Below are 12,753 nucleotides of genomic sequence, written 5' to 3' on the forward strand. Positions count from 1 at the left end.
CAGAGTCAGTTATTCGTCCTGCGTCAGCGTTCCTTTCGCGCCATGGGGTTCTGAGCGCAGATACTGCGGCGGTGCTTTGACATTGGCATTGAATTCGGCCGCGGCGTGCCATGGCCAGCGTGGGTTATACAACATGCCGCGTGCCAGGGCGACCAGGTCGGCTTCCTCCTGTTGCAAAATCTCTTCAGCCTGCTGTGGCTCGGTAATTAAGCCTACCGCAATCACCGGAATGCCAATCTGCTGGCGGATGTCGCGTGCAAAAGGAACCTGGTAATTTGGCCCGACCTTAATCTGCTGTTGTTCCGACAATCCGCCGCTGGATACGTGGATGTAGGCACAGTTCAGGGATTCAAGCTGCTTAGAGAAGGCAATGGACTGGCCGACATCCCATCCGCCTTCTACCCAGTCGCTGGCCGAAATACGCACCCCAACCGGAATCTCTGCGGGTACGGCTTCACGTACCGCATGAAACACTTCCAGGGGATAACGCATTCTGTTTTCCAGCGAGCCGCCGTATTCATCACTTCGCTTGTTGGATAAGGGAGAGAGAAACTGGTGGAGCAGGTAGCCATGCGCGGCGTGAACTTCAATTAATTCTATTCCCAGACGAACCGCGCGTTTTGCCGTTGCGACAAAAGCATTTTTAACGCGCTCGAGATCGCTGGCCTGCATCTCTAGCGGAAGATGCTCGCCATCACTGAACGACAGGGCAGAAGGGGCCAGGGTTTGCCAGCCGCCATCCTGAGGCGCAATCTGTTCGCCACCTTCCCAGGGAACGGTGCAGGATGCTTTACGCCCGGCATGGCCGAGCTGAATGCCGATCGGCATATCGGAGTACTGACGAATATCCTGCAGAACCTCGCTCAGCGCCGTTTCTGTTTCATCGTCCCATAAGCCTAAATCGCCATAGGTGATCCGGCCGATGTCCTCAACGGCGGTAGCTTCAATAATCAACAAGCCTGCACCCGATAAGGCAAGATGGCCCAGGTGAATACGATGCCAGGCGGTCGCACTGCCTTCATCAGCCGAATACTGACACATTGGCGCAATGACTATCCTGTTATCCAGGGTTAACTCACCCAGAGAGAAAGGGGAAAAGAGCTTGCTCATAAAAACCTCATTGTCGGCGCAGGGGGAAAGTGTGTTGAAAACTATAGTGGCTGATGAGCAAACGCGTACTTCTGACAGCGTAACAATTTATTGAACAGCCTTATTTAGTTACAGCATACATATAAAACAGGAAGAACAGGCAGAATATGTAAAGCGATCACGGCCTGAAAAAGATGAGATAACGTTGCGTAAGCAGGGGAAAACGGGAACCCCTGCTGTTATTGCCGAAGATAACAGCAGGGTTCAGGGTGGCTAATAACGCATTGCGAAGAGTGATCGGTCACAATCAGGCTCTCTGCAACGCCTTCTCGTCAAGCGCATACAGCGTCGCGGTGGCTTCCAGAATATGCTGCTGATCGTTACCCGGTTTATGGGAATCAACGTGGGTAATGTGATAGCCCACAGCACCGGCCTCCGTTGCTTTGCGCAGCAGGGCATCCGTGATTTCTTCCATCGATGTCGCCCAGGTGACGGTTGTCACGCCCATCGGCTTGATGGCATTTTTTTCATCCTGAGACAAACCTGTACGGATAAACACAGGGCTAACGGTCTGAGGAGAGAAGATAGACAAAATATCCTGAACAAGTGCTTTCATTTTCGTGCTCCTGAGTATCTGAAATTACGGCATCACGCGCCTGTTGAGCGCCATCGATTTTTTAATTCATTCGCCATGAGTTCGATTAACGCGGTCATGTTAAGGACTGTCGGCAAAAGTTATAAAATACCTTTTCCGGTTAACGAATTTGGCTTTTCTTGCTAATCAGATGCTTATGAAAGCTTCAGCCACACTTGAGCTGAAATATGGAAGGTTTTTTGTGTCTGCTTACAGGTTGTGAAATCTGGATACAAAATGCCAACGCGAACTTAACAATCAAGCCGGCAAGAACAGCAAAGTGGGATAAAAGGGCGCGCGGCGTCGGGCTGACAGACGTTTACATTAATTGAAAAAATTGAAATCAGCCGCATTGTTCGGGTAACAGGTTGATAAGTAACAGGCTTACCCGTGATGAAATTTGCCTTAGGGAATTCTCTCGTCCATCGGCACAGGATTTTCATAAAACTGTCACAACGCATCCCAATACTGCACAGCCACGGAGTAACAAAAAGACATCTTTCGACATCCTTTGAAACCTGTTTCTTTGTTCAGGCGGTCGCTGTCATCATTATGGAGAGTTTTATGCCACGTCAACCTCGTCTTCACCCTTCCTCTACTGTGTTTTCCCTGCGTCAACTTCCTCTGTGCCTGCTGGCTCTGGGCGGTCTGACCCTCAGTGCCTCTGCGTTTGCCGACGCCATCAAAGCGAAAAACGTCATTGTCATGATTAACGATGGTGCAGGCTGGGGAACATGGGATGCCACCGCATACTGGCAGTACGGTGGGCGCAATAAAACGCCTTATGCTGGATTCCCGGTAAAGTATGCCATGACAACCTATCCACTCAACGCCTCGAAAAAAGCCACACACAGCGATGAATCCCTTGTTAATTATGACCCGCAGAAAGCCTGGGACACGACAAAAACCGAGAGCAAAGAACTGCCCTTTAAGGGTTACGAATATCTGGCCATCAATCCTACTGACAGTGCGGCGGCGGGCACCGCGCTGGCATCCGGGGTAAAAACCTATAACAACGCCATCAACGTCGATAACGAGGGTAAACCGGTCGACTTTATTACTCTGACAGCCAGGGCACAGGGGAAGGCCACGGGCGTCGTCACCAGTGTGCCGTTCTCGCACGCCACGCCAGCGGCCTTTGGTGCGCAGAATGCTTCCCGTAACGATTATCACGCGATCGCCAGACAAATGCTCACCGCCGGTAAGCTCGACGTGATTATGGGAACCGGACTGCCGGGCTTCAACGTGAATGGAACGGATTGTCAGCATCTGGCGAAAAATGAGTCCACCGCCGGCTGTGGCAAAGATGCGAACCTTTATCTGGCGCAAACCGAATGGGATTTACTCCGCGCGGGTAAGCTGGCGCCAGCGGGCGGTCAGCCGTGGAAAATTGTGCGCAGCACGGAGGCGTTTACCCAGTTGGCTAACGGCTCGCTGAACTATGATGGCCCGCTGCTGGGATCGCCCAACGTCGCCCCCAACGGAACGTTACAGCAGGGCCGGCAGGGTGAATTTGTTGGTAAAGATGCGGCGAATCCATCAGGCGATGCATTTATTACCACGGTGCCAACGCTGAACCTGATGACCCGTGGCGCGATTCAGCATCTGAGCAAAAACCCGAACGGCTTCTTTATGATGGTCGAAGGTGGGGCAACCGACTGGTCTGCCCATACCAGCAATGCCTGCAGTGGTAAAGGAGACTGGGGCAACACGTATAACCCCAACTGTGTGGGCGTTGAATACGGCCGTCTGATTGAAGAAAGCGCCGATTTTAATCACGCCGTGGCCTCTGTCATTGAATGGGTCGAGACAAACAGCAACTGGAACGAGACCTTGCTGATTGTTACCACGGATCATGATAACGGCATGCCGATGGGGCCGGATGCGCAGACTCGCGCATTTGAACCCGTCATCAATAACGGCAAAGGCGCCATGCCAGGCGTGTCTTTCCGTCCCACCGGCAATCACGCTAACGCGTTGGTTCCGCTGTGGGCAAAAGGTGTGGGCGCTGAAGCCTTCGCCGAACGCGTGCGCGGTAACGACGCGGGCTATGCCAAATATGTCGGTTACAATCAGGGTGATTACATTGATAATACCGACGTTTACACCGTCGTAAAGGCCGCGCTGGAGGGAAAGGCCGTTGAAAAAATTATGCCCGGGCAGGCCAGTAAATCCTGACGTGACAATGTCACAATAAAGAGGGCGCGTGATGCCTTCCTGACCGCATCAGGTACTCGGTGCCGGTGAATATTCGCTCACCGGCACCGCTGTGTTATCTCCGTCACCCGCACAACACGTCAATGCCTTCACTTTTTTTCCGCCGTCAGCAATATTCTGCTGGCTCATTCGTCTACCTCATCACAAACGTGTGTTTATCACTGATGAGGTCATCCTGATATGAGAGATTTTGATCACCCTTCGTTCCGCCATGCCCGTGGCAGGGGCAGAAACCGACTGGCGAAGCCGTTGATAGTGGGCGCCGTTTTTATTGTCGCACTGTGTCTGCTGGTCATGTCACTGTGGAATGCCTTGCTGCCCGCGCTTATCGGGGTTAAAACGATCGGTTTCTGGCAGGCCGCAGGGTTGTTGCTACTGTGCCGGATTCTGTTTGGCGGCTTGGGTATCAGGCCGGGAATGTTTGGCCATGCCCGGCGTCGTATGCATGAACGCTGGATGCAGATGACACCGGAACAACGAGACGCATTTATGAAGCAACGTCGGGAAGGTTTTGGCCATCGGGGGCAACACTGCCGTGATAAACGCCGGGACGAACAGCCTCCGTCGTCAGATGACAACCATGCTGCCCGGACTGAGTAGACGATGAAGGCCAGCGCATCGCAAGCCTCATCGTGGGTCAAAGCGCTTACGCTCTGCAGAACGAAACTCCAGCGATTTATTCGTGCCCGTACCCCAGCACGGGAGGAGGCTGAAGATATTTTGCAGGAAATTACCTGTCAGCTGATCGGCGTGGAACAGCCGGTTGAGAATATCTCCGCCTGGCTGTTTCGGGCGGCACGCAATGAAATGACGGATCGGGCGCGTAAGAAGCGGGAGTTGCCACTTGCCAGCTACATGAAAAACGACGAGGAGGATGGGGTTGAAAGCGAACTGGCTGAAACCCTGTTTGGCATTCCGCAAACCCCTGAAGATGATTACCTCAGAGCGCTACTCTGGGATGCGCTGGAGGCGGCGCTAGCCGAACTTCCGCCCGCGCAGTATGAGGTGTTTGACCAAACGGAGCTGCAGGGAATCAGCTATAAAGCGCTGTCAGAATTAACCGGCGTCAGTGTTCAGACCTTGCTGTCGCGCAAGCATAAAGCCGTACTGTATCTGCGCATGCGCTTGCGGGCGGTCTACGACGATCTGGTTAGTGAAGATTGAAAAAAGGCGGCCATGACGGGCCGCCAATATTCGCATTATCACCTTGAAAGGGGACGGATGACGCAATCAGCCCTTCACGCCGCCGGCGGTCAGTCCGTTAACCAGCCAGCGTTGCGCCAGCAGGAACACCAGGGTAATAGGAATGGCAGAGAGAACGGCGGCTGCGGCAAAATCGCCCCACAGATAGTTTTGCGGATTAAGATATTGCTGCATGCCCACGGCTAGCGTGTAACTGTTGACGTCACGCAGCAGCAGTGAGGCCACCGGGACTTCCGTTACTGCAGCGATAAACGCCAAAATAAACACCACGGCTAAAATGGGCACCGATAACGGGAGTAAAACCAGCCGGAAAGCCTGCCAGGGCGTTGCACCATCCAGCGCCGCCGCTTCCTCCAGCGAGCTATCAATCGTTTCGAAATAGCCTTTTATCGTCCAGACATGCAGCGCGATGCCGCCAAGATAGGCAAAGATCACGCCGCCATGGGTATTTAAACCAACAAACGGCAGATATTGCCCGAGACGGTCGAACAGGGCATAAAGTGCAACCAGCGACAGCACCGCCGGGAACATCTGAAAAATCAGCATCCCTTTTAACAGGCTCTCACGCCCTTTAAAGCGCATCCGGGCAAAGGCATAGGCGCAGGTGGTGGACAGCGCCACAATGCCCATTGCGCTGATAGCCGCGATCTTGACCGAGTTCCACAGCCACAGCAAAACAGGAAAGGGCGGCGGCGTGACTGAGCCGTCAGCATGCTGAACGCTGAAGCCCAGCGCCAGCCGCCAGTGTTCCCAGGAGATATGTTCCGGAATGATACTGCCGGTGGCAAAATTTCCCGCGCGCAGCGAAATCGCCACCACCATCAGTAAGGGAAACAATATTGCCGCAATAAACGCCAGCAGCAGCAGATGCGTCATAAACAGACGTAACTTCTGCGATTTGGGTTGTACCATCGCCATCATGACTCCTTAGTCGAATTTCATCCGCACGGCTTTCAGATTGATCACCGCCAGTGCGCCAACCAGCAGGAAAATCAGCGTGGCGATAGCCGCTGCCAGACCAAAGTCCTGCCCGCCACCGCCTTCAAAAGCAATACGCCAGGTGTAGTTCACCAGCAGGTCGGTGTAACCCGCAGGCGTGGTCGTGCCGAGCCTGTCGGGTGCACCATTCGTCAGTAGCTGCACCAGCACAAAGTTATTAAAATTGAAGGCAAAACTGGCAATCATCAGCGGCGTCAGCGGTTTTAACAGCAGCGGTACCGTAATCAGGAAAAAGTTTTGTAGCGGCCCGGCACCGTCCATCGCAGAGGCTTCGTACAAATCCTCGGGAATCGCTTTCAGCAGCCCCATGCACAAAATCATCATGTAGGGATAACCCAGCCAGGTATTCACGATGATCAGCATGGCACGCGCCAGCGTAGGATCGCTGAACCACGCCGGTTTACTGCCAAACAGGGCGTTGAGCATGACGTTGATTTCGCCAAAGCTCTGGTTGAATAATCCCTTGAAGATCAAGATGGAGATAAAGGCGGGCACGGCATAAGGCAGGATCAGCATTACCCGATAAACGGCTTTGCCTTTTAACGCCTCCCACTGCACCAGGCAGGCCAGCACCATGCCCACCGCCACCGTTAACACCACGGTCAGCAAAGAGAAAATCATCGTCCAGCCAAAGATGGCCAGGAACGGCTTTTGAATCCCCTCGTCGGTGAACACGCGAATAAAGTTCTGCCAGCCCGCGCCCACGGTAAATCCGGGACTCAGACGTTCTTCTCCCCACTGGCCCTTTGCGTCAATCACCTGATAAAAGCCGGTATCCGGATTGGCGCGATAGCTCACGCCGCTTTGCTGGTTTCTTAACGTCTGATGATCCGTTACCACATAGAGCGGGCGCGTTCCTGAAAACTGACGCAAGGAACTCATGACCAGTTCACGTTCGTCAGGCAGCACGGCGCGGAGTTTTGCCAGTGCCTGGCGATGTGTGGTGATGACGCGTAAGTTTGCCCGTTCTCCCTCTGGAGCAGGTGCGCTCACCATCTTTAATGGGCCCGCAGTGTCGAAGGAGAAGAGCGGTGACACCCAGGTCTGACTGTTCGATCCCTCGCTAAGCACCAGCCGCCAGCGATCGCCTTCGGGAAGCAGGCTGAAATTCAGGCCTGCGCCGTCCTGATATTGTCTGCTGAGTAAAACCTGCTGAGCCCGCTCCTGGGTCAACTGATTGGTGCTGCTGTAGTTGGTAAAGGCAATGCCCACGGTACAGGCCAAAGGGAACAAGACAAATAACATCATTCCAGCCATGCCGGGATAAACATAACGCCAGGCGTAGGCCCTGCGATTGGCATAAATCCCGATGCCCAGCCCGCTTATGACCAGCGCCAGCAGGGCAAACAGGTATTCCCCCTGAGCATACATCAGCACCAGTAAATAACCGACCAGCAAACAACAGATGCCCACCAGTGCGCCTTTCAACACAGAACGATGCCGTCCCGTTTGCGGTTTTTCTGACATGACCCGATTTCCTTAACGGCAGGTTTGCAGGCCAGCAAACTGGCCTGCGCTGAACGATTTACTTGCTTATACGTGACTGCGCATCCTTGAGCGCGGCATCAACGGACTGACGGCCGCTCAGCGCGTTAAGGGTGGCGGTGCGCATGGCGTACCAGAACGCGGCCATCTGTGGGATGTTGGGCATAATGTCACCGCGTTGTGCATTGTTCATGGTGGCGGCAATACGCGAGTCTTTCTCCAGCTTTTGCTGGAAGGACTTCAGCGCCACCGCACCCAGCGGTTTATCTTTGTTCACGGCCTCAAGGCCGGCATCCGTTAACAGATAGTTTTCCAGAAACTCTTTAGCCAGCTCTTTGTTCGGGCTGGCCGCATTGATCCCGGCGCTGAGTACGCCAACAAAAGGTTTGGTGGGCTTGCCGTTTAACGTCGGCAGCGGCGCGACGCCGTAGTGAATACCGCTCTTATCGATATTGCTCCAGGCCCAGGGGCCGTTAATGGTCATTGCCGTCTGGCCTTTATTAAAAGCGGCTTCGGCAATGGAGTAATCCGTATCGGCGTTCAGGACCTTGGCTTTGACCTGATCGACCAGGAACTGCATGCCGGCTTTGGCTCCGGCATTATCAACGCCGGTGTTTTTGACATCATAGTGTCCGTCCGTCAACTGATAGGCATAAGCGCCGCCGGCTGCCAGCAGCGGCCAGGTAAAGTAGGGCTCCTGCAGATTAAACATGATGGCGCTTTTGCCTTTCTCGCGCAGCGACTTATCCAGGGCGGCCATCTCTTCCCACGTTTTCGGCGGCGTGGGGAGCAGGTCTTTGTTGTAGATTAGCGACAGCGACTCAACCGAAACCGGATAGCCAATGAGCTTGCCGTCGAAGCGCACGGCGTCCCAGGTGAAAGGAAAGATTTTTTGCTGGAAACTGCTGTCCGGTGACACCTCGGCTAACAGGCCGGACTGGGCGTAACCGCCAAAACGGTCGTGCGCCCAGAAGATAATGTCCGGACCGTCACCGGTCGCGGCCACCTGCGGGTATTTTTCTTCCATTTTATCCGGGTGCTCGACCGTAACGTGAATACCGGTTTCCTGTTCAAACTTTTTTCCCACCTCGGCCAGACCGTTATAGCCTTTGTCACCGTTGATCCAGATAACCAGTTTTCCTTCTTCAATCTTTGCGACTGCGGAAGCGGAGAACAGCACCGCCGAGAGGGCTGACAGAGCCAAAATTTTTGCGCCAGTTTTCATCTTTAACACTCCATCCTGTTAGCGGAAACGAACATGTTGCTTGCCGCACATTCTGCGTGTTCTTACCGGCTTCTCATCCTCCTGGCCTCTACGCCTGCCGCCGTCGAGGTGTGATCGCTGTTACAAAGTGACAGGATTATCACGGTCTGGCTCACACTAAGGTGGGTGCCAGACTGCGTTACCGATCACAAAAATCAGTGCAGCGCGCGACCGCTCTCGTGTGCTGATGTTTTCTCCTCCTCCCGTCTCCTCCCCCAGATAAAGCGCGTCGGTGGAGGATGTGGCGACGAATCACGCTACGCATAGTGAACGCCAGAATTTGTCCGCTGACGTGCGGGCCGCATTAGCGAGTGGAGAGGAAAGCACTATGGCGAGCGTCGTGTTACGCAATGTCACCAAAGCCTGGGGCGACACGGTCGTGTCGAACGATATCAATTTGGAGATTGGTGAAGGTGAGTTTGTCGTATTTGTCGGGCCTTCTGGATGCGGTAAATCAACGCTGCTGCGGATGATTGCTGGCCTGGAGACGATTACCCGCGGTGAATTGTTGATTGGCGATAAACGGATGAATGAGGTGCCGCCTGCCGAACGCGGCATTGGCATGGTATTTCAGTCTTACGCGCTGTATCCCCATCTCTCGGTGGCAGAAAACATGTCTTTTGGCCTGAAGCTGGCCGGCGTTAAAAAAGCGGAAAGAGAGCAGCGCGTAACCCAGGTTGCTGAGGTGCTGCAGTTGGCGCATCTGCTTGATCGCCGCCCAAAGGCGCTCTCTGGCGGACAGCGCCAGCGCGTTGCCATCGGCCGCACGCTGGTCGCCGAACCCCGAGTCTTCCTGCTGGACGAACCCCTTTCTAATCTCGATGCCGCACTGCGGGTGCAGATGCGCATCGAGATCTCCCGCCTGCATAAGCGACTCAGGCGCACCATGATCTACGTAACCCACGACCAGATCGAAGCCATGACCCTGGCCGATAAAATTGTGGTACTGGACGCCGGTCGTGTGGCGCAGGTTGGGCGGCCGCTGGAGCTCTATCACTATCCGGCAAACCGCTTTGTTGCAGGCTTTATTGGCTCGCCAAAAATGAACTTCCTCCCCGTTAAGGTCACCGCCACCGCGATTGAACAGGTGCAGGTACGCCTGCCCAATAATCAGCTGGTCTGGCTACCGGTAGACAGCGCCAACGTGCAGGTCGGCAGCAATATGTCGTTGGGTATCCGGCCGGAACATCTGCTGTCCAGTGACATCGCTGACGTCACCCTTGAGGGGGAAGTGCAGGTCGTTGAGCAACTGGGACACGAAACTCAAATTCACATCCAAATCCCCGCCATCCGTCAAAACCTGGTGTACCGCCAGGAGGACGTGGTGTTGGTAAAAGAGGGCGCCATGATGGGCATTGGCTTGCCACCCGAGCGTTGTCATCTGTTCCGAGAGGACGGAAGCGCGTGTCGCAGGCTGCATCAGGAGCCCGGCGTTTAATCCAGCAAAACAATAAAAGCAATGACCTCAGGAGATAGAAAATGTTAACTCTGCGCAAACTTTCCCTTGCCGTAGCGGTAGCGACAGGCACGCTGTCTTCACCGCTGATGGCGGTGGATTTTACCGGTTATGCTCGCTCCGGCATTGGCTGGACGGGCAGCGGCGGCGAGCAGCAATGCTTCCAGGCAACCGGTGCTCAAAGTAAATACCGTCTGGGTAACGAGTGCGAAACCTATGCTGAACTTAAGCTGGGTCAGGAAGTGTGGAAAGAGGGCGACAAGAGCTTCTACTTCGACACCAACGTGGCGTACTCGGTTTCTCAGCAAAACGACTGGGAATCCACTTCACCGGCTTTTCGTGAAGCCAACGTCAAGGGTAAAAACCTGATCGACGCCCTGCCGGGTTCCACTATCTGGGCCGGTAAACGTTTCTACCAGCGCCATGACGTTCACATGATCGATTTCTACTACTGGGATATTTCCGGCCCGGGTGCGGGTCTGGAAGATGTCGATCTGGGATTTGGTAAGCTGTCGTTTGCCGCAACGCGCTCATCGGAAGCGGGCGGCTCTTACACCTTTTCTAACGATCGCATTCGCAATTACGCCACCAGTACCGCAGATGATGTTTTTGACGTCCGTCTGGCAGGGCTGGAAACCAACCCAAATGGCGTCCTGGAACTGGGTGTGGATTACGGCCGTGCCAATGCGCGTGACGGCTACCGCTTAGAAGATGGCGCATCCCGAGACGGCTGGCTGTTCACCGCTGAGCATACGCAGAGCATGCTCAAAGGCTACAACAAATTTGTGCTGCAGTACGCGACCGATGCGTTGACGTCCCAGGGGAAAGGGCTGGCACAGGGCACGAATATCAATAACAACGGCAAGATGTATCGGGTTCTGGACCACGGGGCGATCACCCTGGCGGAACGCTGGGACATGATGTACGTCGCGATGTACCAAAACACCGATCTGGATAACAACCGGGGTAATGAGTGGTACACCGTTGGCGTGCGGCCCATGTACAAATGGACGCCGATCATGAGCACCCTGTTGGAAGTGGGCTATGACAACGTGAAGTCACAGCAGGTCGGCGAACGCAATGGTCAGTACAAAATCACGCTGGCGCAGCAGTGGCAGGCTGGAGACAGCATCTGGTCACGTCCTGCGCTGCGGCTCTTCGCGACCTATGCCAAATGGGATGAGAAGTGGGGTTATAACAAAGACGCGGCCGGTGATATCACCACTTTCGCGTCACAGGACAGCACCGGAAACGGCCTGTTTACCAACAGCCGCGGCAACAATGATGAGTGGACCTTTGGCGCGCAAATGGAAATCTGGTGGTGATCTCTTTTCTGGATAAACCGCTGTAGACCGTTTCGCACTGTGTTTCAGGCCGCGGCGGCTATTGCCTGCGTTGCCGCGGCCTGCCCGTTTCTCGAGGTTAAAAATGAAAACGTATAAAACATTCACCGCACTTTGCCTGAGCGCGCTCCTGCTGGCAGGACACAGTCTGCCTGCACGGGCCGCGATCAATCTGATGCCGCAGGATGTCTCTGCAGCGCCCGACATTCCGCTTACCAGCCTGCAGAGCATGCACTGGCAACCCCTGGATACCGCACGGCCGCAGGTAACGACGTTAACGGCCGGGCATAGTCCGCTAAACGTTGCCGGTATCACCGGGCCGGTCGCCGCTTACAGCCTGCCTGCCACGCTGGGCGAGCTGACAATCACCTTAAGCAGTGAGGTACAGCAGAACCAGGTCTTTGCGCCCAACGTGCTCATTCTGGACGAAAACCTGCGTCCGGCCGCCTGGTTCCCCAGCCGCTGGTTTTCTTATCAGCAACCTGGCGTGATGGCCGCTGACCGGTTGGAAGGCGTGATGAAGTTGACCCCGGTTCCCGGACAGCAAAAAATTTATCTGTTGGTATTCACCACAGAGACGGATCTTGCTCAGACCACAACGCTGGTTGATCCGGCAAAAGCCTATGCCAAAGGCACCGGCCATGCCGTTCCCGATATTCCCGATCCGGTTGCCCGTCATACAACATCTGGCACAGTAAAAATAAAACTGAGTACCCGCTCGGATTCCTCAATACTGGTCGGGCCGTTGTTTGGATCCTCTGGCCCGGCTCCGGTTACGGTCGGAAACAGTCAACCGGCGGCAGACAGTCGTGCGCCCACTGCGGCTCCTGCAGCGAAAACACAGCCTATTGTTCAGGATACCGAAGGCTATTTTAACGATGCCATTCGCCAGGCGTCGGCGCAGGGCAATATTGATAAAGCGCTCAGACTGCTGGATGAGGCCGAACGGCTCGGCTCGACGTCTGCGCGACAAACCTTTATCAGCAGTGTTAAAGGCAAGGGGTAATCACTCCGGCAGTGCTGATTTGTTCCATCTGGTGCGCTGAGGCGCACCTTTTTTATG

The 12,753-nt window shown here is 54.7% G+C and carries 11 protein-coding genes; 6 read left to right on the forward strand and 5 right to left on the reverse strand.

What is annotated here, in order from left to right:
- Nucleotides 1–9: 9 nt before the first annotated feature.
- Together ACPXSQ_RS06110 and ACPXSQ_RS06115 are read right to left on the reverse strand one after the other, a co-directional pair.
- A complete protein-coding gene (locus tag ACPXSQ_RS06110; RefSeq protein WP_022622781.1) occupies nt 10–1,110 on the reverse strand; it encodes an NADH:flavin oxidoreductase/NADH oxidase in 1,101 nt (366 codons plus the stop codon).
- Nucleotides 1,111–1,396: 286 nt separating this feature from the next.
- Entirely contained in the window at nt 1,397–1,705 is a 309-nt protein-coding gene (locus ACPXSQ_RS06115) for a DUF1471 domain-containing protein (protein ID WP_013025782.1), read from the reverse strand.
- 582 nt (nt 1,706–2,287) lie between these two features.
- On the opposite strand from ACPXSQ_RS06115, the gene ACPXSQ_RS06120 reads away from it, so the two are divergent.
- From ACPXSQ_RS06120 to ACPXSQ_RS06130, 3 genes are all read left to right on the forward strand, one after another.
- Nucleotides 2,288–3,901 (forward strand): alkaline phosphatase, encoded by a 1,614-nt coding sequence (locus ACPXSQ_RS06120; RefSeq protein ID WP_426143126.1) that lies wholly within the window; start codon nt 2,288–2,290, stop codon nt 3,899–3,901.
- A gap of 219 nt (nt 3,902–4,120) precedes the next feature.
- Nucleotides 4,121–4,540: a hypothetical protein gene (locus ACPXSQ_RS06125; RefSeq protein WP_031283805.1), complete on the forward strand. Its 420-nt coding sequence runs from the start codon at nt 4,121–4,123 to the stop codon at nt 4,538–4,540.
- Between the two features lie 3 nt (nt 4,541–4,543).
- On the forward strand, nt 4,544–5,104 hold the full coding sequence (locus tag ACPXSQ_RS06130) for an RNA polymerase sigma factor (protein ID WP_014593713.1): 561 nt from the start codon (nt 4,544–4,546) through the stop codon (nt 5,102–5,104).
- Nucleotides 5,105–5,170: 66 nt separating this feature from the next.
- On the opposite strand, the gene malG is transcribed toward ACPXSQ_RS06130, so the two are convergent.
- The 3 genes from malG to malE are packed head-to-tail and all read right to left on the reverse strand — an operon-like array spanning nt 5,171 to nt 8,852.
- Entirely contained in the window at nt 5,171–6,061 is an 891-nt protein-coding gene (gene malG / locus ACPXSQ_RS06135; protein WP_014605835.1) for a maltose ABC transporter permease MalG, read from the reverse strand.
- 9 nt (nt 6,062–6,070) lie between these two features.
- Nucleotides 6,071–7,609, reverse strand: coding sequence for a maltose ABC transporter permease MalF (gene malF, locus ACPXSQ_RS06140; protein ID WP_426143129.1), 1,539 nt, complete (start codon nt 7,607–7,609; stop codon nt 6,071–6,073).
- 58 nt (nt 7,610–7,667) lie between these two features.
- Nucleotides 7,668–8,852, reverse strand: coding sequence for a maltose/maltodextrin ABC transporter substrate-binding protein MalE (gene malE, locus ACPXSQ_RS06145; RefSeq protein WP_014593716.1), 1,185 nt, complete (start codon nt 8,850–8,852; stop codon nt 7,668–7,670).
- A 367-nt stretch (nt 8,853–9,219) separates the two neighbouring features.
- On the opposite strand from malE, the gene malK reads away from it, so the two are divergent.
- The 3 genes from malK to malM all read left to right on the forward strand — a co-directional run bounded on the left by malK (nt 9,220) and on the right by malM (nt 12,696).
- Complete coding sequence (gene malK, locus ACPXSQ_RS06150) at nt 9,220–10,329, forward strand: maltose/maltodextrin ABC transporter ATP-binding protein MalK (RefSeq protein ID WP_014593717.1); 1,110 nt, start codon at nt 9,220–9,222, stop codon at nt 10,327–10,329.
- A gap of 41 nt (nt 10,330–10,370) precedes the next feature.
- On the forward strand, nt 10,371–11,672 hold the full coding sequence (locus ACPXSQ_RS06155) for a maltoporin (RefSeq protein ID WP_014593718.1): 1,302 nt from the start codon (nt 10,371–10,373) through the stop codon (nt 11,670–11,672).
- A 103-nt stretch (nt 11,673–11,775) separates the two neighbouring features.
- Nucleotides 11,776–12,696, forward strand: coding sequence for a maltose operon protein MalM (malM, locus tag ACPXSQ_RS06160; RefSeq protein ID WP_014593719.1), 921 nt, complete (start codon nt 11,776–11,778; stop codon nt 12,694–12,696).
- Nucleotides 12,697–12,753: the final 57 nt, after the last annotated feature.

The organism is Pantoea sp. EEL5, from assembly GCF_049892805.1.
GTDB classification, from domain to species: Bacteria; Pseudomonadota; Gammaproteobacteria; order Enterobacterales; family Enterobacteriaceae; genus Pantoea; species Pantoea ananatis.